Consider the following 25,346-nt stretch of genomic DNA (forward strand, 5'->3'; position numbering starts at 1 on the left):
TTGATTACTGATGATTAAAATGGTGAGTGAAGGTGACTCTTTTACTAACACTAACCACTAGCAACAATATCGTTACTGCTTATAAGCATCACGTCGCGCTTTGATCGCGTCTAAGACTCGGTTGGTTACATTTCGTTCTGACAAGGTTTGCAACAACTTATCTTGAATATCAACCGCACCTTGCACATCCCCTTGTTTGTGCAACCAATTGCTAAATCGGTCTACATAGTCTTTGTAGTCAATATGCCCAAGCGATCTAGCAGCCATTGCTGGGCGATCAGTCAAAGCAGCCCCAAATTCCTGACGCGCTTCCTCAACATGGGGAGAAATCACTTTGATTTTGGGATGATTGGGATCGTCTAAGTCTAAGATTTTGTATTCCTTGGCGCTGGCGCAAGCTAAGGCTACCTCTGCATGGAAAGCAACGGCGCGATCGCTCAATTTTGTTGATACTTCTCTAAGAGTATCGTTGCCTTTAACCAACACCTGGCTACCATCAAATGTGAGAATACGTCCAACATCTTCAGAGAAAAAGTCCTGCGCTAGAAATTCTTCGTCGTAACTTTGTGGCGGCGCAATCCGCAACCTCAGCGGGTTGGAAACCAAGTCTTCTTCGGTATCTTCTTGGTGTAAGGCTACTTGAATTGTATAGTAACCAGGTTCGGCAATTTCCCAACCACCCTTACCCACAGAAGCAAACAGCGATTCGTATGTTGATTCTCCAGGCATCAAAACACGGAGTTGGGTTTTCCAGCAATACTGAGCATAGGAAGCAAACTGACGAGCGGGTTGACTATCTTTCTTGATAATCACAATCATGTGGTCGAGTTCGGACAAGAGTTTGTCACTGATCAGCTGGGGCTGGGATGAAATATTGGTTAGCTTCAACTCCAAAACCACTGGCTCTAAAAACTCGAACAAGGCTTGCTGACGATTAACGCGCAATTCTAAATTAAGTGACGGTTCGAGAGACACTTTAGCCTGCTCAAAAGCGTGATTGTCAAACCAATCTGCATTTCCTTGCTGCACAAATCGGAAAGGCGCGTGCCGCATGAACAGTAGTTCTGCATCGCTGAAGCGATACTCAAATTTGCTGAAAAATTGCAATTCCTGTGCCCTGCCGTTGCCCTGCTGTTCGCCTCGGGGATAATGGTAGGGATAGTTCATGAAACTCAATGCTTCCGGCTCGTTAGCCAGAGGAATCCAAAAATTGCCCAAAGCTTTCTGCCAAGAGTGAGCCAGATTGAAGGCGTGTCCCATTTCATGAACAGCAGTCCAAAAACGCATCCGATTCACCCATGCAGTTGGCGCAGGGTCGCCTGTTGGTGGCTGCGAAATAAAGCTATTGTAAAAGAGTGCAGTTCCTTGCCGGTGATTGGAACCAATGTCATCAAACATAATCCCACCTAGGCTTTCCCCCTGTTCGTGGATCGATGCAAACAGAACCCACATTGACGATTGAGGTCTATTTGCAAACCGCGACCAATGGATTTGCATAGCATCGTGCATTTCATTGTCGCTCCATCTTGCTTCTAGTCCTGGTGGTAGCCCAGCAATAGCTGCACTTTCCCTTGACTTAGTAACGGCAAAGCCAGTGCGCTGGTACACTGTCTCAATCGAGAGGTTTTCTTGAAGTAGTGTTGCTGGTCGGTTGGGATGCGCGTGAGTGTCAATTTCAGTTAATGGCGTGATGCTTTCTTCAAAGTCGAACTCAAACTCTACCGCATGAAAGTCGGGGGATTTGTACTTATAGGTCAAGGCGCGATTCGATACACCTGCCACTGAAAAAGTGACTGTGGCACTGCGCTGGTCGGGAAACGGACTGCGTTGCACTTCAATATTGAGGTTGGTGTAGGGGAAAGAAGCCGTGTCTCCATCCTTGTACCAAATGTCACCAGTCCACGAATTCAAGCCAGTATTGGTGAGATTAGCAATCCAATGGGTTCTGAAGGCGATTGAAAAGAAAAATGTACCACTTGCTCTCATAAGTGGATAGCGTCCATCCACATCCAATCGCAACTCTTGGGTAGATGCTGGTTGCAGAATGGGAGTAGGATTGGGAAGATTTATCTCATTACTCAACTCATAAAGACCACTAACTAATTCGTCCATTTGAACTAACTCCTGTAATCATAAGTATCTAAATCGCTCGTCTGATACATGGAAGACGATTTTGTCATCAGCGGTTATCGAAACCCCCAAATAGGTCAAAGCAGAGATTTCTAGAACAGTAGATTGTGCTAGCTTTTTCTGTGGCAGTGTCACTTCCACATTCACCAAACCTTCTGGAACATTCGTTTCAAAAGAAGCTGCAAGTCCAATTTGAAATCTTGTTTTCACTTGCGATGCATGAAATGCTTCTTCACCATTGACTTGAATGATGACTTCATCATTGAAAAAACCATCTTGTAAAGCAATATGTAGTAATGTCATTAGATCTCTAGCTACTCAAGAAATCATCTGAAACGAGGCTGTGGAAAAATTAAGGTTGTTCTTGTTTCAGCAATTATTGGCGACTAGTTTCAAGGCTCAATCGTTAACGATCATTGAGGGTCTCCGTCTTTTAGAATGAAGTTCATCATTTCTCTTTTAATGACGATTCAACTTGACAATTTTTCTGCAAACTGAAGTTTGGGCTTTCCTAAGTTTGCGAGTATAATGTATCAAAACACGCAAAAATACCAGCCAATAAATGCTAAAATTTTTGTATTACTAAATGGACAATCTGTTTATCAACAGACACTTAGAAAAGCTATAATTTTCAAGTTTTTGTCTTGCATACTTCTCCAGACCACATCGTTAAAATTCCCCAAAAAGACTCAAAACTTAACACAAATTCTTAGTAAGGGTTAACCTCAAGCAGGGTTCTCAGTACAAGACAAAAACTGAAGATACTCTACAAATTTTCAGAGCTGTTCAAAGCCATAACTGAAAGATACCCTTGATTCTGCGTCCATATTTTTTTATGGTGAGCGACCTGAGTTGATGCCAATATTTACTCATTAGGAAAGCCCAGCACAAAACTAACGACAGCAGAACAACTCTTCAAACTGACAACTGACTTTTTTTAATCAGTAGTGTCTATAATTTGGAGATATTAGCCACAGTTATTGGTAGCAAGTGCATTTCAAAATTAAGTAGTAGAAATAGCTCGTGAATTTGAGCAAGATGTACTACCATATACCGATTACTGTTTATCACAATCCAGCATCTCCATCAACTGAGGACACATTGAACAAAGTTCGACTTAACAGCTTGTTTACTGGAAGTCGGTGTATGAGGAATACACTAAATCTCCTGCATGAATGCGATTACGAATGAATTCGCGGCTAGTAGACAAAGTCCACTTGCGTGGACTCATTTCAGTGTGCGCTCGTCACACTTTGTTTCAGTAGCCCTGACTTCAGTCTGAGGGCATCTACGATTCAGGCTAAAAAATTTCACTTCATAACAACTATGGGTAGTTCAGTCAATACGATGAAATCGACACTGTTAGTATGGGATGCAGTTGCGCTCATTGTTGGTGTTGTCATCGGTGCAGGGATTTTTGAAACCCCTTCTCTTGTCGCTGGCAATGCCACTAATAGCACTATGGCGCTGCTGATGTGGTTGTTGGGCGGTGGAGTATCCATAGTTGGTGCTTTATGCTACGCGGAACTCGCAACAACGTATCCTCATCCAGGTGGTAACTATTACTACTTACAACGTGCTTTTGGTAGTAGTCTTGCTTTTCTATTTGCTTGGGCGCGGTTAGCAGTTATTCAGACAGGTTCGATTGTACTGTTGGCATTTGTGTTCGGTGACTATGCCTCGCAATTATGGCGTTTGGGAACTTATTCTGCTTCAATTTATGCAGCAGTGGCGATCGCCTTACTCACTGGTTTGAATATTCTTGGCGTACGACTCGGGAAATGGACACAGAATTGGCTAGCAGCAGCCCAAATCCTCGGCTTAATTTTACTCATTTTCTTTGGACTTGCCTTTGCTACACCCGCAGCAATAGCAACAGCGCCTGCAACAACATCGTCAGGAAATTTTGGTTTAGCGATGGTGTTTGTGCTATTAACTTACGGGGGTTGGAATGAAGCTGCGTACATTTCCGCTGAGTTACGCAATGTACAACAAAATATGGTGCGATCGCTGTTGTGGAGTATTGGCATTATTACGACAATCTACTTGTTAGTAAACCTAGCTTTCTTGCGGGGTTTAGGTTTGGCAGGTATGGCAGAATCTGAAGCATTAGCAGCACAATTAATGCGTCAATCAGTAGGCGAACCAGGGGCTGTGTTTATTAGTTTGCTTGTTGTTGTGACAACTTTGTGTTCTACTAATGCAACAATCTTTACGGGTGCAAGAACAAACTATGCTTTAGGACGAGACTTTCCGCTATTTAGCTTTTTAGGACAATGGAGAATGCGCGGAAATACACCAGCTGCAGCATTACTTGTACAGGGAGCGATCGCATTATTACTGGTGCTACTTGGCACAATTACCCGTAATGGCTTTGAAACAATGGTAGACTATACCGCACCTGTCTTTTGGTTCTTTTTCTTACTGACAGGTGTGTCGCTGTTTGTTTTACGGAGGCGCGATCGCGATGTTATCCGTCCATTTCGCGTTCCGCTATATCCATTAATTCCGCTATTGTTTTGTGTGTTCTGTGCTTATATGCTGCAATCCAGCTTGGCTTACACCGGAGTTGGGGCGTTAGTAGGTGTCGCAGTTTTGCTAGCTGGTGTACCGTTATTATTTATCGCGCGATTCATGCGTGACCATAATTCAAGGAGAGAGTAATGCAGTTACAACGAACAGCATGGGTGCTGATGGCAATTAGCGTTTTCATGGGAGTTGCTGGATGTGACTCACCAACCCTCACAAATGCACAAACACCTCAAGTAGAAACTCCTACTCAAAGTCCCGAACGCCAACCTGACGTTGTTTACGTACCAACTCCACAGGAAGTGGTAGACGAAATGCTAACGCTTGCCAAAGTTACTAAAGATGATGTCATTTATGACTTAGGTAGCGGTGATGGCAGAATACCAATTACGGCAGCACAGAAGTACGGTACTCGCGGTGTAGGGATTGATATCAATCCCGAACGGATTCAGGAAGCTAACGAAAACGCTCAAAAAGCTGGAGTCACAGATCGCGTTCAGTTTCTGCAACAAGATTTATTCCAGAGTGACTTTAGTGAAGCAACGGTGGTAACACTTTACCTATTACCAGAACTGAATGTAAAGCTACGTCCTCAGTTATTCAAACAACTCAAGCCAGGTACGCGTATTGTTTCCCATGACTTCGATATGGGTGACTGGAAACCCGATCAAGTTGTACAAACGCAAGAGGGTTCTACAATCTACTACTGGGTAATTCCTGAACAGATTCCAGCTAATTTACGCGATACTGACTCAAGTACATAGTGGTTAGTGATTAGTGACTAGAAAAGAGTTAGAAATTAGCAGAAGGGCAAGTATCAGACGAGGCAATAACTTTGCATTTTGAACAAGGAGCTATTCTATGAATCGCTATATGTTCGTTGGAGGATTACTGCTCACAATAATTGTGTTTGTACCTGTTGCGCAAGCCGAAACAGCATCAAATGCTATGGTAGTTCGGTCTACTAACAGAAAACTGACACCGTTTACCCTAGTTTCCTTAGCTTATCAAGGGCATTATCGCCGTCAAGGTATTCGCGGATATAGTGGAATGTTTGCAGATAGCAATGATGGGCGAATCAGTGCGAAAAAACTCGTACAGGTGGCAGTTAATGCTGGAGAACTGCCCACAGAGACTTTAAGCGATCAAGGATTTATTAATGCCGTTGAAGCAAATCTAGACGCATTAGAAATTCCTAATGCACCATAATTCTGAGCATTCTTAGCCCGAAGGCGACAACAGCAACGCTTCAGTCAATGAGTTTTGTCTATTACTGTGGCTGGAGCGATCGCCTAACTCTTCTTTTAGAAATTAGACACTTATTAATTTTCTTCGGGATTTTACTATCTCAGGTGTATGCCTATTTTTATCATCTTGTCCCTGAAATCCGAGCCTTTCATAAACACTACCACCTATCCCAGGGATAACTTCTCCTTTGGAAGTCCGCTGATTGTCTTTAGCAAAATAAAAGAATCGAAACTTATCGTAAGTAGATTGTTCGAATGCATTACGTAGTTTTTCTTCTGCTTTATGATAAATAACTGGAGCTACTATAAAAATATTTTCAGGTTTGATATTCTGAATTAGGTTAATAAGATTAGTTTTAACTACACAGGCTCCCGAAATAATAGACTTGACGATAATTAAATAGTTAACAGCACTTGATGGTTCTTGATATTTTCTTAAAATTGGGGCAACAGTTATATCTTCAACTTCAAACGGAGAAAAACGCTGATTCCAAAAACACGCAAAAGCAACGTTTGGAAGCTGCTTTTCTAGACGTAAGAGCATACCTTTGGCTAGAAAATCAGCATCTTCAACTGTACAGGCGAGATATACATTGCATTGCTCGTGACTAATTTGAGCCAAGATTACATCACCCAGAGCCATACCAAGTTTAACCATAGTGGTTCTGTAAAGCTCTGGCGCACTACTTTCATCGGCTAAAGTGTTTAGCAAAACTTTAATACTTTCGTTGGCAAACTCTGAGTAGGTTCTTGTCATATACTTGCAGGTAGAAATTCCTCAAGTTCATCGAAGCAAGTAGGTTTACGTTTCTTAATACATTGCTGAAATTTTCTAAACTGTTCTGTGTCACAACTATAGGGAAAAGTGCCGAGGTCAAGTCCGTCTTTGTACTTCCAATGTAGAAACCCCTTAGTCAGATTATATTGGAAATCCTCGATCTTGCTCAAAATATTTTCAACTTCAGGGTCTAACTGCCATTCTTTGCTGAAAGAACGAATAAAGGAAGGTGTCGATGCTTGAGCTTTTTTTAAAATGTCCTTAACAGAATTGGACTTAGTGCTAGAAGTCCAGGCTCCTAGTAACACAGATGCTACACATTCAATCTTATCTGGATCTGGATTATCAAAAGCACACAGGTACTCGATAGCATGTCGAAAGGAATCTTCTTTTTTAAGAACTTCTTCTAAGCTGTCCTCATAGGGGAAGTAAATTACTCGGCTATACTGCTCGAGAGAAGTTGGAATGTCTGCCTTTAACTTATCTAGGAGATACTGGTAAGAAACTACTAAATGTAATTCTGATTCTTTTGATTGCGACTTGTTCAACTGATACTGCTTGTGAAAGTCATCAGCTATTGATTGATTAGTTTTTTTACCTTTATCCCAAGTGATATCCGAACTATTTTTAAGCTGATAGTGCCAAATTATGTTTTCATTTACATATTCAATGATTAAATCGTCAACAAATGCTAAAACTTGACTCGATATTTGTATCTCTTTATGCTCTTCAAGCACTTCTGGGGATAGAAGCGCTATTCGATAAACAGCAAAGTAATTTTCGTATGTGTTACCTTTCGTGTTATTGCTTCCACCACGATTTTTATTTTTTAGATATTTGAGATCCTTATCACCAAAAAGCTCTCTAATCCGTGCCTCTTGATCCATCTGCAATATTTAAATAAATTTAGGCGAGTACAAAAGTACTTATTAAATTCATCCTATTCTATCTGTCTGTTACCAGTAGCAAATTTGTGTAGTTCAACATACACTTTTATATTGAAGAGTACAGAAAACAGCAAAAGCAGCAACAAACAACTCTTGTGTTATGAGGTGATACGAAATCTGAGTCAGCCTATTTGCTGTAATACGTAGATACGCGATCGCTTTGGGCGCTACGCTTCGTGTAATCTCGCTAGTTAAGCTTAAAACTTTTTACAATGACTTTGCTCTACCAAAGCGTGTTAAGATACTTATCGATTATGAAAGCTGTGTTGAAAAGGTTGATTTAAACATGGAAGCTGCAATGTTGTTAGCAAAACTCCCAGAGGCTTATTCGATCCTAGATCCCTTGGTAGATGTTCTTCCTATTATTCCAGTATTTTTCTTGTTGCTCGCTTTTGTTTGGCAAGCGGCTATTGGCTTTAAATAAGAATAAATTACTATACAAGATTTCATCGGACAGGTAACTTAGCCTGTCCTTAATTTTTTTTAACTTCTACCACCGATAGTTTTTTGAAAAGCAGGTCGTTCGGATAACTGTTTCATATAGTTGAGAACTTCAGGGTAGTCACTAAGATCTAACTTAAGCATAATTGGGATGTAGCACAGCATCGAGCCGACAGCGACATCTGCAACTCCAAAGCGATCGCCCAACAAAAACGGTTGTCGAGAAAAAATTTCATTCAACGGTGTTAACAAGCGAGGCGTTTCGCGATCGCGACTTGTTTCAACAAAAATGCCTGGTCCTAGAGTCGCATTAGCAAATAACACCCATTGTGCTGCGATTGCCCGTTCCTCAACTGAAGAAATTTCCTCACCATACTTTTCGGCAAGATACAACAAAATTGCGCCAGATTCCCAAAGCTGAAAATCTCCATCAACTATTGCTGGAACTTTGCCCATCGGATTGATTGCTAGAAAATCATGTTGGCGATGTTCTCCAGCTTGCATATCAAGTAATACAAATTCGTAGGGAACTGCCAATTCTTCTAAATACCATTGGACAATTGACGCACGACTACGAGCGCCACCATATAGTTTGAGCATGATTAGCGTTGTAGTTAAAGAACTTTATGCGTATAGTCGTGTTGTTTAACGTTGTCTTCTTTTGTAACAACACGTTGCATATTTAGCACTCGCTTGCGTTCAGTCGAGTAATTAAAGTCACGCCGGATTGTCCCTTGCGGAATATGTTCCTGCGCCACAGGACGACTTTTATAAGTCCGTGCAGCAGCGATCGCGCGTTGAACAAATTCTTCACTAAACTGCGCAGCATCAGGACATTCTGCTGGTTTCTGGGGTAGATCGCCTGCGATGACATTACCTAAGGTAGTACCCCATGCTTGTTGGTAAGAAGTGGGAATTCCTTTGACGATCGCTTCCAACGCCGCTGAAGGAATCGGTTCGATAACTTGTAATTCATGCACTTCTCCCTCCTCTTTGACAAAGCAGGTGGCTAAGCCAAGTACAAGATAATCATTTTCCGTTAAATCAGGAGCAGTGGGATAGATAGAAGCAGTTGCCATAAGATTGCCATCAATTCTTCAAAGGACTGACACACCAAAGTGGTAATGGTTGCATTGTAACAAGTTGCAGTATTCCAAATGGCGAGCCCATACCTATCGTAAAGGTTGATGCGTCTTCAGTCACAAGTATTAAGTTACTAACTGCTGTATTGATGTTTACACTTCGGGAATGGCACTAGGGAAGGATGAAGAATTAAACATAGAGGTGAAATATGAAAGTATAAGTATTTTGTGTTTGAGTATCAATATTCAGACACCTGAGTAACTGACACAAAAGCTAAACTACCACTGCTAAGAAAGTTATACATTATAAGCTATTGAGCTATTGCTCAGTCAAAAATAATTATGAAAAGTCAATCGTTAAAACCGCCTCAAAATCAATTCCAACGCCATCCTGTCAATTGGAAGCAACAATCCCTGGCACATACGTCACAAATATTGCCAGATAAATTTTTACGCACTCATGCTCGCTCCAAAGCACAACAGGGAAATTATCCTGAGGCGATCGCTTTATTAAATCAGTTAATTACTCGCCATCCCGAAGATGCGATTGACTACAATAATCGCGGGCTAATTTATTTCCAAAGCGGGCAATTGTTTCCGGCAATTGCTGACTATAACACAGCAATTCAACTAAAACCAACATTGGCTAGCGCTTACAACAATCGAGCTAATTGCTATGCTGCGTGTGGACAATTAACTGAAGCACTCGCCGACTACGATAAAGCGATCGACCTTAATCCTAGCTATGTACGTGCATGGATTAATCGTGGTATTACACTACGCGAACTAGGAAAATACGAACAAGCAGCTGAAAACTTTGATATTGCTGAAATTCTAGGTCAACTGCCTGCAAATACTTATGCCGAACGCGGTCGGACATATCATCTTTGGGGAGACTGGAATTTAGCGATCGCTGACTATCGCCGTGCCCTTGAGTTAATATCAGACGATAATCTACGCCTGCGTTATCAAGTTGAAACTTGGCTAGCACAGTTAATTGGTAGCTAGTTGTTTGTGTTTCATCTAGAGCGTTCATGCTTGCTTGTTTGTTAGGTAGTAGAAAAGCAATTGGCAATCAAAAAAAGCTAACAGCTAATCGCCAACCCCTAATCGCTAATAATTACAAGTTATTAAGTTACGCTTGTTTTTACTTATGGCTTTATTCCAGCCTCAGTTTACTGGAAATAGTCTTACTGCCCGTACAGTGGGACGCGATCGCCGTGCTCTAGCGATCGTACTGCTTATTACTATATTTATCTTTGGTGGAATTGGTAGCCGTTTAGCATATTTGCAGTTGATTGAAGGCGAACACCTACAACAGTTGGCAGAACGCAATCGAATTCGGGTCATTCCTAAACAACCAGAACGAGGTAATATATTTGACCGTAATGGCAAAGTTTTAGCGAGTAGTCGTCTTTCTCATGCTGTCTATATTTGGCCTCAAGCGCCTAAAAAAGATACTTGGGCAACGACTCGAACTCGTCTAGCAAGCATTCTTAAGATTCCAGAAACTGAAATTCAACAACGATTAGATAAAGCTGGTTACAATTCTCCTAACTTAGTTCGGATTGCCCGCGATCTCAATCCGGCTCAAATTACCGCTTTAGCTGAATATCGTAACGAACTACGAGACGTTGAAGTTTACATTGAAGCTGTCCGCAACTACCCAAACCAACAAATTGCTGCGCACATCCTTGGTTACACAGGAGAAATGAACGATGAAGAATTAGCTCAAAAGCGCAGTGAAGGCTACCGCTTGGGTGATATTGTTGGGCAAATGGGTGTAGAAGCAGCGTTTGAAAAGCAGCTGCGCGGTGAATGGGGGGGTCAGCAAGTAGAAGTCGATGGTGCTGGACAAATTTTACGACTTTTAGGTGAAAAATCAGCAAAATCAGGTGGCAATGTCCATTTAACTTTAGATTTAGAATTGCAGAAAGCTGCTGAAGTAGCACTAGGCGATCGCCAAGGTGCGATCGTCGCACTCGATCCAAATAACGGTGCAGTGTTAGCAATGGTCAGTCGCCCTGCGTTTGACCCTAATATCTTTTCTAAACGGATTACTCCTGAAATATGGCAGCAACTGCAAAGTAAACAGCATCCTTTCGTTAATCGTGCTTTACAGAGTTTTCCGCCAGCAAGTACGTTTAAAGTGATTACTACAACTGCAGGAATTGAATCAGGGAAATTTTCGTATAACGCAACACTCCCAACATATGGTTGTATGAATATTGGTGGAACGACTTTTTGTGATTGGAACCGTGCGGGATTTGGTCGTTTGGGTTTTGTTGGGGCGCTGGCGTGGAGTAGTAATACATTCTTTTATCAAATTGGCAAAGGAGTTGGCGAATCAACTTTAATTGACTGGACGCGCCGTTATGGGTTTGGTCAAAAAACGGGGATCGAATTAGCATCCGAAGAATCAGCAGGTCTAGTCGCAGACGACCGCTGGAAGCAGAAAAATCTCAATTTACCTTGGAGTGTAGGCGACACTGTAAATATGTCGATTGGGCAAGGATTTTTGCAAGTCACACCACTTCAACTTGCGGTGATGTTTGCTGTCCCTGCTAACGGTGGCGATCGCGTTCAACCGCATTTATTGAAAGACAACGAAGACTCGAAATGGCGCGAGTCTTTAAATTTAAAACCAGAAACCGTGCGCGTGTTGCGTCAAGGATTGCGACAAGTCGTTTCTGGCGGTACAGGACAAGTTCTCAATTTACCCACAATTCCACGCGTTGCAGGTAAAAGTGGTACTGCACAGGCTTTTGGTAAGCAGGCTCATGCTTGGTTTGGTGCTTACGCCCCTGCAGATAAGCCTGAAATTGTTGTAGTGGCATTTGCTGAACACTCTGGTGGTGGTGGTGGTAAGGTTGCTGCACCAATGGTGTTAAAGGTGTTAGAAGCGTATTTCAAGAAGTGAATATGATTTAATATTTCAATCATGTTAACCCTACATCGTGTTAACCAGTAGGAGTGTTACGTGTAGCTAGCCAACGTTCAAATGACCTTTGGCTTTCACCGCTTCGTCTACCTGCTAACAACCCTTCTATTCCAATATGTTCATCGAGATCCACCCACTCGATTGCATAGCCATCACCTCAGATCTGCCAGTTTTGCCGTTCTTCAATTGCAGCGTGCATTAAGCGAGGATACCAGGCTAAAGGAACAATCAGGCTGCGACCGTCAGCTAGCTCTACAATCAGCTTCTCATCAGTGACGGTGACTTGATTTACAATTGGTTCTGTCTCAAGTATCAAAGTAGTCATGCCACGCATCCAGCAATGTTGTTTGATGTTCTGCTACTAGCCTATCAATTTGATTCAACTCATGTTTCTTAAAGCCTTGGTTCGTCTCTATTAATATTAATAGAGATCTGGAACAACACTTGCATTCAGCATAATACTTTTACGCAGTTAAGGAGTAGGTTTGATATTTCGAGCTTTGTAAAATGTTTCTAAACTGTGGCGATCGCCTACATATCTCTAATATTAACTCTACAACAGATAAGCAGCGACAAGTTGCTTCTAGCAGAATTTACACCGCAAGATATGCCGGAGCAAATTATGTTGTATTGTTATACGGTTATTGGCAAAATTTGGTGCAACAAGTATGTCGCCTTGGAACTTTAGCATTATATTTATAAGACGAACCATCAGTCCGTCCTACAGTGACCTTTCCCGAACCTTTATACACCACAGACTACGGTGCAGCTTATGTTGGTGATTCTCTTGAACTGCTAGATCAACTTGAATCAGATTCAATTGACTTAGTAATCACTTCACCACCTTTTGCCCTACAACGTAAAAAGACTTATGGAAACGTAGAACAGGAAGATTACGTTGATTGGTTACTTGAGTTTTGCAAAAAAGTTTATCGAGTTCTTAACTCAACTGGTAGTTTCGTACTAGATTTGGGTGGTGCTTATCAAAGTAAACGCCCCGTTCGCTCTCTCTACAACTATAGAGTTTTAATTAAACTTTGTGATGAATTGGAATTTAGGCTTGCTGAAGAATTCTTTTGGTTCAACCCAGCAAAACTACCCTCACCTATCGAATGGGTTAATAAGCGCAAGATTCGGGCAAAGGACTCTGTAAATACTGTATGGTGGCTTTCAAAAACTGACAATCCTAAAGCTAATGTAAGCAATGTTTTAGTGCCTTACTCTGAGAGAATGAAGAAGTTACAAGCAGATCCTCAAAAATACTATAAACCAAAAGAAAGACCTTCAGGTCATGATATTGGTAAAAATTTTGCTACTGACAACGGTGGTGCTATCCCATCAAATTTGTTGGAGATTCCAAATACTGAAAGTAACTCTAGCTATATTCAATTATGTAAATCTATTTCCATACCTCCTCATCCAGCAAGGTTTCCGCAAAAGTTACCAATGTTCTTTATTAAATTCTTGACTGAACCCGATGATAAAGTTTTAGACATCTTTGCAGGCTCAAATACTACAGGTTTTGTCGCTGAACAATTAGAAAGAAACTGGATAGCTTTTGAAAAAGACTCATCTTATTTGGCTTCTTCAGCTTTTCGTTTCCTAGATAAATCTCAAAATCAAAAGGATGCTCTTATTCTTTATGAACGACTTCTTTGTCAACAAGAATCTATTTTTATAAAGACCTCAAAGCAATTAGCTCTAAAATTATGAAGATTGCTTTCGTTTCACCTTTTTCGACTTCTTCTAGCAGTCGGGGTAAGTGAGTTTTTGCCTCGTAGGAACCAACGGTCTTCATTGCTTTTCGCCATGCTATCTTAGTAGACTACCAAAATCTATGCAACGGCATCTTAAAGCAAATTAATATAAAAACTTAGGACAGCATATATTGCTTTGCGCAGTTAAGGAGTCGGTTTGATATTTCGAGCTTTGTAGAATGTTTCTAAACTGTGGCGATCGCCTACGTATCTCCAGTGCCAAGGTTCATAACTCACACCTTGGGGATTACCTTCAGGAAACGACAATTCAAAGCTATAACGCGCAGCGTTTTGATCGAGCCATTTAAAAGCTTTCGTATTTTCAAACGAAGTACTCAAGTTTGTTGCAGGGACGTTTGCATCACCAATATCAACCGCATATCCTGTGTGATGTTCGCTGTAACCTGGAGGCGCACTGACACTGGCGCGTTTGGTTGTTGCTTGTCCGCGCTGTGCTTTCACATCAAAAAATAAGTGTTCTTGCTCATTTGCTGAGCGAAACCCAGAAATTGGGACTAATCTGACACCATCAGCCCTAGCTGCTGCCACCATTGCTTTAAATTGCTTGGCTGCGGAGGAACGCATCTTAATTCGTCCATCAGCAGTAATCGGTTCTAATTCCGATTGTGGTGCTTGTTCATAAGCAAAATGTCCTAGCAGTAATTCTGAATTACTGTCTGGGGGGTTGACAGGTGCAATAGATTGTGCAGGAGATGGGCTAGTCACGATCGCAGGTGCATCTACATTTTTTTGTGTTGCATTGAAATAAAAAACACCACCCACAAGCGCGATCGCACTTAAACCTAGTAAGCTCAAAATCAATGCTGGTATTCTTTTACGAGATTTAACAACAACAGTGCGATCGTCCCGCAAAGCCTCAGGAATATCATCTTGCACCCTTGTTCTAGTAAATTCAGTCCCCACGCACTCACTCCTGCATCTGACTTCAGCTCTAGCCAATTTTAGACTAGTGACGAATGACAAAAAACCAAATTTTAAAACTTCTCAGCGTTTTGTAAATATTTTGTAAATATAGGGGAGTAACTCGATGTCTTTGATGTTATAGCCACTAGCTCCTCTCCTTCATGAACCTTATTGCAATCTACGCGCCACTCATCGGATTAGTTCTATTGGGATTGATACTTGGACGATATTTGTCGAAAGTTGTTGCTACGCGTTTAGGTCAATTTTTGTTTTGGGTAGGCGTACCTATTAGTATTGTGGCATTTTTACGACAAGCAGACTTATCAGGACAAATTTGGATTGCACCCGCGGTCGCCTGGATCGCCATTATACTCGGAGTTGCCTTTGCTGGAGCAGGAATTTATTTTCGACAACTCTTGAAAAAAGATGCTGCGCCTTGGCGACAACCAACTCAAGGTAGCTTTATCTTAGCCGCAATGGTAGGAAACACAGGCTATCTTGGATATCCAATTACGCTAGCGATCGCAGGTACACAGTATTTTGGTTTTGCTTTATTTTACGATCTTCTAGGAACAACACTCGGAGCTTACGGCGTAGGTGTGGCATTAGCAGCACGGTTTGGAGGTAGTGTTCACAATTATCGGGAACTTGCACAAGCAATTTTGATTAATCCTTCGTTGTGGAGTTTCGGCTTTGGCTTTGCTTTTCGCCGAGTACCTTTGCAAGCATCTGCTGCAGCGATTCTTCAAGGATTAGCCTGGACAATGGTAGCGCTATCTTTAGTTTTGATTGGGATGCGGCTGAGCCAGCTGCATTCTTGGCACAGTTTGCCTCGTGCCTCAGTGAGCTTGGCGATTAAAATGCTTTTAGTCCCACTCATTTTGGGTAGCAGCTTATCGCTGTTGGGAATCAATGGCGCTACTCGGCTTGTTTTAGTGTTGCAAACCGCAATGCCACCTGCTTTTGCTACGCTTGTGATTGCTGAAGCTTACGATCTCGATCGCGATTTGGCTGTTACAGCACTTGCCGTTGGTACGATTGGTATTTTATTTTTGCTACCAATATGGATTTATCTATTTGGTAACTGAAGCCGATTCATGACTCGCCGCAAGTTCTGCGGGTGCCATTTTTTCGTAATGTTCAAAAGGTTGGTGAATCCACGGATTATCGGGTAAATAATCTACATAGTAATCTGGAACAATGACTGAACAAGCTTTGTACCACAACACAGCGGTACGAATTTCTTGAATGCGATCGCCAAAGTTTTGGTTTAACCAGGGAATTGTTTGTTGCAGCGTGACACCAGAATCAACTAAGTCATCAACTAATAGAATATGTGAACCGATTTCAGGAGTTGTCATGGTTAAGCTACGGGCAAAAACCAATTCTCCCCGCGTCTGCTTACCAGCGCCAGTATAGGAGGAAGTTGATAAAACGGCTAGCGGTTGTTTGTAGATCCGAGAAAGAACATCGCCAACACGCAGTCCACCGCGTGCGAGGCAGACAATTTGATTAAATTGCCAATTTGATTGATAAATTTTAATGGCTAGCTGTTCAATAGTATGGTTGTAATCTGACCAAGAAACGTAAAGGTCTGCCATAGGAAGTGCAATCAGGGGCGGATACTAAGGTGGGAAGCTTTTTATTTTAATATGAGTGCAATAGTATTATGAGTAATTCTTCTCCTGAAGCCTATCCTGCCAAATCACAGTTAAGTGAAAAGCTGAACTTAAAAACAAAACTAGCTTATGGTGCGGGAGATTTAGGTCCAGCGGTTACAGCAAATATCACAGCATTTTTTTTATTAGTTTTCTTTACCAACGTCGCGGGAATTAGCCCTGGATTAGCAGGCATGATTCTGTTGATTGGTAAGATTTGGGATGCGATTAACGATCCGATTGTTGGAGTGTGGAGCGATCGCACTGTATCGCGTTGGGGTCGTCGTTTACCTTGGTTATTTTGGGGTGCGATTCCTTTTGGAATTTTTTATGTTTTGCAGTGGGTGATTCCACAATTTAGTCCGAATCCTACCGCGCAACAGTGGGGCTTATTTTGGTACTACGTCATCATTTCAATTTTTTTGAATGCGATGTATACCGTTGTTAATCTTCCCTATACTGCACTCACTGCCGAGATTACACAAGATTATAACGAACGCACGAGTTTGACGAGTTTTCGGTTTGCCTTTTCCATTGGTGGTAGTATTCTTTCGGTTGTGATTGCCCAAATTGTCTTCGCATCAGTTCCCGATCCGCGACAACAGTATTTTGTGTTAGCGATCGCAATTGGTATTTTGGCTGTATTACCTTTGTATTGGTGTGTTTGGGGAGTACGCGATCGCGTTATTGCACTAGAAGCCCACCGTCGCGATCGTTATTCTGAAGAATCGCTTCCTTATTTACAGCAGCTAAAAATTGTCTTCAGCAATCGCCCGTTTTTATTCGTAATTGGTATTTATCTCTTTTCTTGGCTAGGCGTTCAGGTAACAGCTGCAATTATTCCGTACTTTGTCGTTAATGTGATGGGTTTAAGTGACACCACAGTTCCTTCTGTCATTATTGCGGTTCAAGGTACAGCATTACTGATGCTATTCGTCTGGAGCTATATTAGCGAACGTGTCGGTAAGAAAGCCGTTTATTTCATGGGGATGAGTTTGTGGATTATCGCGCAGACTGGACTATTTTTCTTGCAACCAGGACAGCTAACCTTTATGTATATCCTCGCCGTTATGGCAGGTTTTGGTGTTTCCACTGCGTATCTAATACCGTGGTCAATGATGCCAGATGTAATTGAACTTGATGAGTTAAGAACCGGACAACGGCGCGAAGGAATTTTTTATGGTTTCATGGTGCTACTGCAAAAGTTTGGCTTAGCATTTGGCTTATTTTTGTTAGGAGTTATCCTTGAATGGTCGGGTTTTCAAGAAAGTGTTCCAGGTCAACCAATTCCTATACAACCTGAAAGTGCACTGCAAGCAATTCGTTTTGCGATCGCTCCTATACCGACACTTTGCCTAATCTTAGGATTAGTTTTAGCGTATTTCTACCCGATCACCCGCGAAGTTCACGCCCAGATTTTATTGCAGTTAAAAGAACGCGATCGAGGTAATAGCTAAATTCAGATTTTGAATCAAGTGCGATCGTGATTCGTGAAGTATTGAGCTTTCCAAGTGCAAGCATTCCAATGCTGTTACTTTAATGAATTGTATTGGCAGTAGTGAACGAAAAAATTTTAGTACCACACGACGAATAATTTGTTCGCCTAGAATATAATCCAGAGTAATTCTTGCTATTGTGCCAAATAAGGTAGATGTACAGAACATTTCTGCATAATAATGTAGTTAGACCGCTCCGTTTTAGTTTTCAGGACAGCAACCTAACAACTACTCATCTCAAATTGGTGTTGTCGAAAGGTTATTAACACATAACCATGAACAAAATTACCTACAGACTACCGCAGATTGGAGACGAGCATCAAATTAGTGGTTGCATGTGGGCTTCTGCGGTTCTATGGGAATTGACTGATGGTACACCAGAAAGCGTTGCCGAATGGAAGAAGCTGTGTAACCCAGAAGAATTAAAAAACAGAATCTTAAGTGGTGAGAAAACGCTAGTTGCAACGTGGAATGAAATCATTGTTGGATTTATTGCCTTTAAGAGGGGCAATCATTTGTCATTGCTGTTTGTCCGAAGAGAATTTTCTGGGCAAGGAATCGGTCGAGAACTTTTCACCCGATGCAACTATGATTTGGATGAAATCACTGTTAACGCCGCAGAAGAAGCAGTTGGCTTTTACCAGAAAGTAGGGTTTATACAAAGCGGCGATCGCTTTTTCAAACATGGAATATGGGGAACACCCATGAAGTGGATCAACCTTTCACACGAAGTCATGGAATAATCTGATGGAGAACTTGCCACTATTGATGTGCAACCGTAGATATTAAGGTCAAGCTTATAACAATTCGACAACCCCGCTACAGCAAAGAAGAATTTGCTCGACGTGGCGATGAGATTTATGAAACTTAGGTGCGCCAGCAAGTCGAGGAAGGCAATCATTCCAAGATTGTGGCGATCGACATCGAAACCGGAGATTTTGAAGTCGATCAGAGCGAAATTGCTGCCTGCGATCGCCTTGAAGCCCGTCACCCCGATGCCCAAATCTGGATTGTTCGCATTGGTTCTCGTCATGTTCGTCGTTTTGGCGGACGCACCCAAAGAACTGCATGATTACTGGGTTCGTTAACGTTGAGTTTGAGCCGATTCTTCCCCTGTCAATTCGCCGTGCTGATAGCATATTTTGCGCAAGATGCAATCGTCGATACAGGCTTTAATGGTTGGCTTTCCCTGCCTTGAGACTTAATCACTCAGTTGAATTTGACATGGAAAAGGCGAGGACGAGCAATTCTTGGAGATGGCAGCGAGTGCGTTTTCGACGTTTACGAAGCAGTTGTCGTCTGGGATGGAACACCGATAACAATTCCAGTAGACGAAGCCAATTCAAAACCACTTGTTGGAATGCCGTCAATGGAAGGCTATCAACTAACAATACAAGTTTTTGAGGGCGGTCAGGTCGAACTCCGCAAAGTTGGCACGGTCTAACAATCCCGTTGCATGCTGACTGTACAGAGTCTTTTCGTTAAATCCGAGATATTGTTCGCGGCGAGTGAACGGGGTCGTTATACTACGATTCCTGTAGCATAGTTTAGATATTGTGTCTGTCAGCCCTAAGCATTATAGAAAATTATGAGTGAGGGGATGATTTGAATTTTATTGACAGGGCGATCGCCTAACCCATGATGAGTTTGAGCATGAGCTAGGATCAAAAAAGATTTGATTGCTGCTTAATATGCTGCCATGACATCCATAGTGCGTATTGTTCATAGTGACCCCGACATCCTGGGAGGAACTCCTGTTTTCGTTGGTACTCGCGTACCAATTAGGACTTTGCTTGATTATCTGGAAACAGGTGATTCTCTCAATGTGTTTTTAGAGCATTTCCCCAGCGTTAGCCGCGAGCAGGCAATCGCTGTCACAGTTATTAGTCTTTGATAACTTAGAGATTTAGAGTAGAGATACTAACTAATATAGATTTAATAGCTTGTCATAAGGGAGATGTGCGATCGCTATGGGTATGACCCTCACTGAAAAAATCTTGGCTAAAGCTGCAGGGCGTTCGGTTGTTGAACCAGGAGAAAATATTTGGGTTAATGTTGATGTTTTAATGACGCACGATGTTTGCGGTCCTGGTACGATTGGCGTATTCAAGCGCGAGTTTGGTGCAGATGCGAAAGTTTGGGATGCAGAGAAAATTGTTTTGATTCCCGATCACTATATCTTCACCGCCGACGAACGTGCAAATCGCAACGTAGATATTTTACGTGATTTTGCTCAAGAGCAAAGTATTAAGTATTTCTACGATATCACTGATCGCGCTAATTTCAAAGCGAACCCAGATTACAAAGGTGTTTGTCACATTGCTTTAGCTCAAGAAGGTCATACTCGTCCTGGTGAAGTATTATTTGGCACAGATTCACACACTTGCAATGCAGGTGCGTTTGGTCAATTTGCCACAGGTATCGGTAACACTGACGCCGGTTTCATTATGGGAACGGGCAAGCTATTAATCAAAGTTCCAGCAACAATGCGGTTTGTCCTCAATGGTGAAATGCCAGATTATTTGTTGGCAAAAGACCTAATTTTGCAGATTATCGGTGATATCAGCGTTGCAGGTGCAACTTACCGCACAATGGAATTTGCAGGCGAAGCCGTCCAACGGATGACAATGGAAGAACGGATGACCTTGTGCAACATGGCGATTGAAGCTGGTGGAAAGAATGGCACGATCGCACCCGATGAAACAACTTATGAATATGTCCGCGCGCGAACCGATAAACCTTTTGAGTCTTTCTACACTGACAGCGATGCGAACTTTTATAGCGATCGCACCTACGATGTCTCGCAACTCGAACCTGTTGTTGCTAAACCCCACTCTCCAGATAACCGCGCTTTAGCACGAGAATGCCACGATGTCAAGATAGATCGCGTTTATATTGGTTCTTGTACTGGCGGTAAAACCACAGATTTTATCAACGCCGCTAGAATTCTTAAAGGTCATCAAGTCAAAGTTCCAACATACATCGTTCCAGCAACTCAAAAAGTCTACGAAGACTTATTTACCTACAAACACGAGGGACAAACACTATCTGAAATCTTCCTCAACTCTGGTTGTATCGAACCTGCTGCACCTTCCTGCGCTGCTTGTCTTGGAGGACCTAAAGATACATTTGGACGCATGAATGAACCTGAAGTCTGTGTTTCCACGACTAACCGCAACTTTCCTGGGCGTATGGGTGAAAAAACAGCACAAATCTACTTGGCTTCGCCCTATACCGCTGCTGCTTCTGCATTAACGGGTTATGTTACCGATCCGCGTGAATTTCTTGGCTAACTATGAAAAAGGGGTGAGGGACGAGTGGCTAGTGGCTAGTGATTAGTGTTAGTTATTAGTAGCTAGTTATAAGTTTTGAATAAACACAAAATAGTATTCTTCCTCAGATTTCCTCTGCACCTGAAACTCCTAACCTCTGACCCCTCCCATAGATCTGTAACCAATGACTATCTTTACACTGCGATCGCTCAAAAAAGACTTTGGCATCAAAGAGATTTTTAAAGATGCCAGCTTTAGCCTGAACGAGGGTGATAAAGTTGGGTTGATTGGAACAAATGGCTCTGGTAAATCAACGTTACTCAAAATGATTGCCGGATTAGAGCCAATCGACAGTGGCGAAATTTGGGTCAATTCTGGAGCTAAAATTGTCTACTTACCCCAACAACCAGAGTTAGACGAAAATCACACAGTTCTCGAACAAGTCTTTGCTGATAGTGGCGAACAGATGGCTTTGGTGCGAGAGTATGAGGAACTTTCTCAACAACTTGAACATGGGGGCGATACCGAAAAGCTGATTGCACGTCTTTCTAGCGTATCGCAACAAATGGAAGCAGCAGGGGCGTGGGATCTTGAAACGAATGCCAAAATTATTTTGACTAAGTTGGGTATTCAAGACTTTGATGCCAAAATTGGCAGTTTATCCGGTGGATATCGTAAACGAATTGCACTTGCAGCTGCGTTATTATCAGAACCCGATGTCTTGCTGATGGATGAACCGACAAACCACTTAGATGCTTTATCAGTTGAGTGGTTGCAAAGTTATTTAAGTCGCTATCGAGGTGCATTACTACTAATTACCCACGATCGCTACTTTTTGGATCGCGTCACAAATCGTATCCTTGAAATTGATCGCGGCGATCTCTACGCTTACTCTGGTAACTATGCTTATTACTTAGAAAAAAAGGCAGAAGCCGAAGAAACAGCAGCAAGTAGCCAGCGCAAACACACAGGAGTGCTGCGGCGAGAACTTGAATGGCTAAAAAGAGGACCAAAAGCGCGTAGTACCAAGCAAAAAGCGCGAATTGATCGCATTCGAGAAATGCAAGGGCAAGAATTTAAACAAGCACAAGGTAAAGTCGAGATTTCTACTGCAAGTCGTCGAATTGGCAAGAAGGTGATTGAGTTAACAAATATTGCCAAATCCTATAACGGGCGAACTATAATTAATGACTTTACTTATACTTTTAATCCTGAAGATCGCATTGGTATTATTGGGAGTAACGGAGCCGGTAAATCTACATTAATGGATATTATTACCGGACGAGTGCAGCCTGACACTGGTAAGGTAGACATCGGCTCGACAATTCATATTGGTTATTTCGATCAGCACTCTGAAGATGTTTCTTTAAACGAAAATCAACGAGTCATTGAATATCTCAAAAGCGTTGCTGAACTTGTCAAAACAGCAGATGGTAGTGTCATTACTGCATCTCAAATGCTGGAGCGATTTTTGTTTCCACCAAATCAACAATATTCACCAATTCATAAACTTTCTGGTGGCGAAAAGCGACGATTATTTCTGTTGCGAGTGTTGATGAGTGCGCCTAATGTCTTAATTCTGGATGAACCGACAAACGATCTTGACGTGCAAACATTGGCTGTTTTAGAAGAATATCTAGAAGATTTTAATGGTTGTGTGATTGTTGTTTCTCACGATCGCTATTTTCTCGATCGCACTGTTGATACTATTTTCGCCTTTGAGTCTGGCGGTAATTTACGGCAGTATCCTGGTAACTACTCAGTTTATCTAGACTACAAGAAAGCGCAAGAAGAGGAGAAAGAAGACAAAACACAGAAAAAACCTGAAGCGCAAGTCAATTATTCAAACTCCAACAGCCAAAAATCCCAATCAAGTAAACCACGCAAGCTTTCGTTTAAAGAAAAGCGCGAATATGAAATGCTAGAAACTCAAATTCCGCAAATGGAAGCTGAAAAGGAAGAACTTGAAAAGACTCTTTACAACAATCCTCCTAGTAGCTTTACCCAAATGCAAGAACTTTCTGAGCGCTTGGCAAACTTAATTCAATCAATTGACACAGCTACTGAACGTTGGTTAGAACTTGCAGAACGAGAAAGTTAGATTGAATTAATTGGTAATCGGTACTTGGTAATTGGTAATTGAAATAATATTAATACCTAACTCCAGTAACTAGCCACTAATCACGATGAACCTGTATTCTCTTGAAATCCTTGCACAATCCGTGATAACTCAGCTTTCTCATCAGTACCAACACGAGTTGGAGAACCGCTAATAATGCGTTCGTAATTGCGGAAAGAGTCACTGATCTCTGGTCCATCAGCACTAATAATATATTCTCTAATTCCTTTATCGTGCCAAGAACCGCGCATTTTAAATACATTAATTGCTCGCGACATTTCACCACGAATTTCTACATATTGCAGCATAATTATGCTGTCTGTAATTGTAGAAATATGCGAATCGGTAATCGAATGCGAACCCATAAATTGATCTGTGGTGTTGGTGAAAAAACCAGTAATTTCTTCTTGTTTAGCATATCCAGTGACACCAATTACAAACTGACGAAAAGCATTGTTACTCACTCCCCGCGCTAGTGCTGAAAGTGAATCAATTGCAATGCGCGATGGTTTAAATTGAGCTATTTCAGATTTAATACCCTGTAAATGATCTTCTAAGCCTGCAGATTCAGGGTAAGAGCAAATAATTTTGAGGAGTCCTTGATGTTCTAACTCTTCAAAATCAATTCCCCACGAGTAAGCATTTCGCGATAGCTGGGCGCGGGATTCTTCATAGGCAAATAATATGGCGCGATCGCCATTGATGCAAGCATTGTGTAAAAACTTACTGACTAATAAAGTTTTTCCTGTTCCTGTAGCACCTGTTGCCAAAATAATCGAATCTTTGAAGAAACCACCACCACACATTTCATCTAACTTTTTCACACCGGAAGAAACTCGGACATTAGATGAGCGTTGAGTTAAGCGCATTGCTCCTAATGGGAAGATGCTAATTCCTCCTGTCGTCATTGTAAAAGGGTATTCTCCTTTCATATGCGATGAACCGCGCATTTTTAAGATCTCTATTGTCCGTCGCCGACGTTCTCCTTCTAAAACATTGCGGACAATAACGACATTATCTGAGACAAATTCTTCAACGCCAAAACGTGCGATCGCACCATATTCTTCTGTGCGTTCTGCTGTAATAATATTTGTAATTCCAATTTGCTTCATCCGTGCAATCAATCTAAAAATTTCTCGCCGGACTACTGAAGCTGCTTCGTATTGCTGAAAAAGTGCTGTAATCGAATCAATTGAAACTCTTTTAGCTTGATATTTATTAATTGCATATTGTAATCTTTCGATCAAAGCAGAAAGATCAAAATTACCAACAACTTCTTGCCCTTCAGGATCGGGTGTAGCATCTAAAATAAACAGTTTTCCTTCATTAATTAACTGCTGTAAATCCCATCCAAAGCTGCTAGCATTTTTAATAATATCTCTCGGATCTTCTTCAAACGTGACAAAAACCCCTGGCTCATCAAAATAAACAATACCGTTATAGAGAAAATGCATTGATAATAACGTTTTCCCTGTTCCAGACGTTCCACTTACTAAAGTTGTTCTTGCCACAGGAAGTCCGCCATGACTAATATCATCAAAACCTTCAATCATGGTGCGGATTTTTTGCACATTCTCTGGTGAATTGGGACTTCTTGAAGTAAATTTACTACTGATTTCATCCATTGTTTACTGTTGTAATGCTGCTCAAATCAGGTTTTAGATTATTAATGCTAACTATAAATAAAAGGATATAGATACTTACTTGCTCTCATTGTTTTCTTCTTCCTTTAGCTCTTCGTATAGTAAGTCTAAACCAATGAGTACTTTTTCCCGATCAGATAAGTCGCCAATAATTTTACGGACAGGTAATGGTAATATTTTAGCTAGAGTAGGCGTTGCTAGTATTTTATCTTCTTCTGCTAACTGCGGGCTTTTAAGCACGTCAATGACTTTTAGCGCATAAACGCCTTGAAACTCTTCTTCCAAAATCTTCTTGAGAGTTTTAATTGCTTGCACTGATCTATAAGTATTTCCAGTTACGTACAGCTTCAACACATAAGTTTTTTTAAGTGCGTTCATAACA

Annotated in this window: 25 protein-coding genes and 3 pseudogenes; 16 read left to right on the forward strand and 12 right to left on the reverse strand. The window is 41.6% G+C overall.

Features of this window, described 5'->3' with window-relative positions:
- Window positions 1-72: 72 nt before the first annotated feature.
- Both CSQ79_RS03750 and CSQ79_RS03755 read right to left on the reverse strand, forming a co-directional pair.
- Window positions 73-2,112: a hypothetical protein gene (locus tag CSQ79_RS03750; RefSeq protein ID WP_099699867.1), complete on the reverse strand. Its 2,040-nt coding sequence runs from the start codon at window positions 2,110-2,112 to the stop codon at window positions 73-75.
- An 18-nt stretch (window positions 2,113-2,130) separates the two neighbouring features.
- Window positions 2,131-2,433 carry a hypothetical protein gene (locus tag CSQ79_RS03755; RefSeq protein WP_099699868.1) on the reverse strand — a complete coding sequence of 101 codons (303 nt, stop codon included), beginning with the start codon at window positions 2,431-2,433 and terminating at the stop codon, window positions 2,131-2,133.
- A gap of 1,023 nt (window positions 2,434-3,456) precedes the next feature.
- On the opposite strand from CSQ79_RS03755, the gene CSQ79_RS03765 reads away from it, so the two are divergent.
- The 3 genes from CSQ79_RS03765 to CSQ79_RS03775 all read left to right on the forward strand — a co-directional run bounded on the left by CSQ79_RS03765 (window position 3,457) and on the right by CSQ79_RS03775 (window position 5,868).
- Window positions 3,457-4,794, forward strand: coding sequence for an APC family permease (locus CSQ79_RS03765; RefSeq protein WP_099699870.1), 1,338 nt, complete (start codon window positions 3,457-3,459; stop codon window positions 4,792-4,794).
- Window positions 4,794-5,423 carry an SAM-dependent methyltransferase gene (locus CSQ79_RS03770; RefSeq protein ID WP_099699871.1) on the forward strand — a complete coding sequence of 210 codons (630 nt, stop codon included), beginning with the start codon at window positions 4,794-4,796 and terminating at the stop codon, window positions 5,421-5,423. The genes CSQ79_RS03765 and CSQ79_RS03770 overlap by 1 nt, the downstream gene beginning before the upstream one ends.
- 97 nt (window positions 5,424-5,520) lie before the next feature.
- On the forward strand, window positions 5,521-5,868 hold the full coding sequence (locus CSQ79_RS03775; RefSeq protein WP_099699872.1) for a hypothetical protein: 348 nt from the start codon (window positions 5,521-5,523) through the stop codon (window positions 5,866-5,868).
- Between the two features lie 102 nt (window positions 5,869-5,970).
- Here the strand turns inward: CSQ79_RS03775 and CSQ79_RS03780 are convergent, their stop codons facing one another.
- Together CSQ79_RS03780 and CSQ79_RS03785 are read right to left on the reverse strand one after the other, a co-directional pair.
- Window positions 5,971-6,663, reverse strand: coding sequence for a hypothetical protein (locus tag CSQ79_RS03780; RefSeq protein WP_099699873.1), 693 nt, complete (start codon window positions 6,661-6,663; stop codon window positions 5,971-5,973).
- Window positions 6,660-7,571, reverse strand: coding sequence for a hypothetical protein (locus CSQ79_RS03785; RefSeq protein WP_099699874.1), 912 nt, complete (start codon window positions 7,569-7,571; stop codon window positions 6,660-6,662). The genes CSQ79_RS03780 and CSQ79_RS03785 overlap by 4 nt, the downstream gene beginning before the upstream one ends.
- A gap of 346 nt (window positions 7,572-7,917) precedes the next feature.
- Here CSQ79_RS03785 and CSQ79_RS03790 point away from each other — a divergent pair, with 346 nt between their 5' ends.
- Complete coding sequence (locus CSQ79_RS03790) at window positions 7,918-8,055, forward strand: photosystem II reaction center protein K (RefSeq protein WP_041919137.1); 138 nt, start codon at window positions 7,918-7,920, stop codon at window positions 8,053-8,055.
- Window positions 8,056-8,114: 59 nt separating this feature from the next.
- Here CSQ79_RS03790 and CSQ79_RS03795 read toward each other — a convergent pair whose 3' ends face one another.
- A complete protein-coding gene (locus CSQ79_RS03795; protein WP_099699875.1) occupies window positions 8,115-8,672 on the reverse strand; it encodes a glutathione S-transferase family protein in 558 nt (185 codons plus the stop codon).
- A gap of 14 nt (window positions 8,673-8,686) precedes the next feature.
- Window positions 8,687-9,151, reverse strand: a complete 465-nt coding sequence (locus CSQ79_RS03800) for a hypothetical protein (RefSeq protein WP_099699876.1) — start codon at window positions 9,149-9,151, stop codon at window positions 8,687-8,689.
- Between the two features lie 345 nt (window positions 9,152-9,496).
- Here CSQ79_RS03800 and CSQ79_RS03805 point away from each other — a divergent pair, with 345 nt between their 5' ends.
- Together CSQ79_RS03805 and mrdA are read left to right on the forward strand one after the other, a co-directional pair.
- Window positions 9,497-10,162: a tetratricopeptide repeat protein gene (locus tag CSQ79_RS03805; protein ID WP_099699877.1), complete on the forward strand. Its 666-nt coding sequence runs from the start codon at window positions 9,497-9,499 to the stop codon at window positions 10,160-10,162.
- A gap of 145 nt (window positions 10,163-10,307) precedes the next feature.
- Window positions 10,308-12,074 (forward strand): penicillin-binding protein 2, encoded by a 1,767-nt coding sequence (gene mrdA, locus CSQ79_RS03810; protein ID WP_099699878.1) that lies wholly within the window; start codon window positions 10,308-10,310, stop codon window positions 12,072-12,074.
- 40 nt (window positions 12,075-12,114) lie between these two features.
- On the opposite strand, the pseudogene CSQ79_RS28565 reads toward mrdA, so the two are convergent.
- Window positions 12,115-12,420: pseudogene (locus CSQ79_RS28565) on the reverse strand (DUF2442 domain-containing protein).
- Window positions 12,401-12,478 (reverse strand): hypothetical protein, encoded by a 78-nt coding sequence (locus tag CSQ79_RS27025; protein WP_289500662.1) that lies wholly within the window; start codon window positions 12,476-12,478, stop codon window positions 12,401-12,403. The pseudogene CSQ79_RS28565 and the gene CSQ79_RS27025 overlap by 20 nt, the downstream one beginning before the upstream one ends.
- A gap of 124 nt (window positions 12,479-12,602) precedes the next feature.
- On the opposite strand from CSQ79_RS27025, the gene CSQ79_RS03820 reads away from it, so the two are divergent.
- Together CSQ79_RS03820 and CSQ79_RS03825 are read left to right on the forward strand one after the other, a co-directional pair.
- Entirely contained in the window at window positions 12,603-12,797 is a 195-nt protein-coding gene (locus tag CSQ79_RS03820; protein WP_099699879.1) for a hypothetical protein, read from the forward strand.
- 24 nt (window positions 12,798-12,821) lie between these two features.
- Complete coding sequence (locus CSQ79_RS03825; protein ID WP_099699880.1) at window positions 12,822-13,808, forward strand: DNA-methyltransferase; 987 nt, start codon at window positions 12,822-12,824, stop codon at window positions 13,806-13,808.
- A 188-nt stretch (window positions 13,809-13,996) separates the two neighbouring features.
- Here the strand turns inward: CSQ79_RS03825 and CSQ79_RS03835 are convergent, their stop codons facing one another.
- Window positions 13,997-14,776, reverse strand: coding sequence for a M15 family metallopeptidase (locus CSQ79_RS03835; RefSeq protein WP_099699881.1), 780 nt, complete (start codon window positions 14,774-14,776; stop codon window positions 13,997-13,999).
- A 161-nt stretch (window positions 14,777-14,937) separates the two neighbouring features.
- Between CSQ79_RS03835 and CSQ79_RS03840 the strand changes: the two genes are divergently transcribed.
- Window positions 14,938-15,864 (forward strand): AEC family transporter, encoded by a 927-nt coding sequence (locus tag CSQ79_RS03840; RefSeq protein WP_099699882.1) that lies wholly within the window; start codon window positions 14,938-14,940, stop codon window positions 15,862-15,864.
- Here CSQ79_RS03840 and CSQ79_RS03845 read toward each other — a convergent pair.
- Window positions 15,850-16,377: a phosphoribosyltransferase gene (locus tag CSQ79_RS03845; RefSeq protein ID WP_099699883.1), complete on the reverse strand. Its 528-nt coding sequence runs from the start codon at window positions 16,375-16,377 to the stop codon at window positions 15,850-15,852. The genes CSQ79_RS03840 and CSQ79_RS03845 overlap by 15 nt on opposite strands.
- A gap of 68 nt (window positions 16,378-16,445) precedes the next feature.
- On the opposite strand from CSQ79_RS03845, the gene CSQ79_RS03850 reads away from it, so the two are divergent.
- From CSQ79_RS03850 to CSQ79_RS03880, 7 genes and pseudogenes are all read left to right on the forward strand, one after another.
- Window positions 16,446-17,891 (forward strand): MFS transporter, encoded by a 1,446-nt coding sequence (locus tag CSQ79_RS03850; protein WP_099699884.1) that lies wholly within the window; start codon window positions 16,446-16,448, stop codon window positions 17,889-17,891.
- A 314-nt stretch (window positions 17,892-18,205) separates the two neighbouring features.
- The gene (locus CSQ79_RS03855; RefSeq protein ID WP_099699885.1) at window positions 18,206-18,673 is read left to right on the forward strand and encodes a GNAT family N-acetyltransferase; all 468 of its coding nucleotides are present in this window, start codon (window positions 18,206-18,208) and stop codon (window positions 18,671-18,673) included.
- A gap of 56 nt (window positions 18,674-18,729) precedes the next feature.
- A pseudogene (locus CSQ79_RS03860) lies at window positions 18,730-19,002 on the forward strand (hypothetical protein).
- Window positions 18,999-19,374: pseudogene (locus CSQ79_RS28785) on the forward strand (clan AA aspartic protease). The pseudogenes CSQ79_RS03860 and CSQ79_RS28785 overlap by 4 nt, the downstream one beginning before the upstream one ends.
- 255 nt (window positions 19,375-19,629) lie before the next feature.
- Window positions 19,630-19,824 carry a DUF433 domain-containing protein gene (locus CSQ79_RS03870; RefSeq protein ID WP_099699886.1) on the forward strand — a complete coding sequence of 65 codons (195 nt, stop codon included), beginning with the start codon at window positions 19,630-19,632 and terminating at the stop codon, window positions 19,822-19,824.
- Window positions 19,825-19,900: 76 nt separating this feature from the next.
- On the forward strand, window positions 19,901-21,223 hold the full coding sequence (locus CSQ79_RS03875) for a 3-isopropylmalate dehydratase large subunit (protein WP_099699887.1): 1,323 nt from the start codon (window positions 19,901-19,903) through the stop codon (window positions 21,221-21,223).
- A gap of 163 nt (window positions 21,224-21,386) precedes the next feature.
- Window positions 21,387-23,303: an ABC-F family ATP-binding cassette domain-containing protein gene (locus CSQ79_RS03880; RefSeq protein ID WP_099699888.1), complete on the forward strand. Its 1,917-nt coding sequence runs from the start codon at window positions 21,387-21,389 to the stop codon at window positions 23,301-23,303.
- A gap of 80 nt (window positions 23,304-23,383) precedes the next feature.
- On the opposite strand, the gene kaiC is transcribed toward CSQ79_RS03880, so the two are convergent.
- Window positions 23,384-24,946, reverse strand: coding sequence for a circadian clock protein KaiC (gene kaiC / locus CSQ79_RS03885; RefSeq protein ID WP_099699889.1), 1,563 nt, complete (start codon window positions 24,944-24,946; stop codon window positions 23,384-23,386).
- Window positions 24,947-25,021: 75 nt separating this feature from the next.
- The gene (gene kaiB, locus CSQ79_RS03890; RefSeq protein ID WP_099699890.1) at window positions 25,022-25,342 is read right to left on the reverse strand and encodes a circadian clock protein KaiB; all 321 of its coding nucleotides are present in this window, start codon (window positions 25,340-25,342) and stop codon (window positions 25,022-25,024) included.
- Between the last annotated feature and the right edge of the window lie 4 nt (window positions 25,343-25,346).

It is taken from the genome of Gloeocapsopsis sp. IPPAS B-1203 (assembly GCF_002749975.1).
Lineage (GTDB): Bacteria > Cyanobacteriota > Cyanobacteriia > Cyanobacteriales > Chroococcidiopsidaceae > Gloeocapsopsis.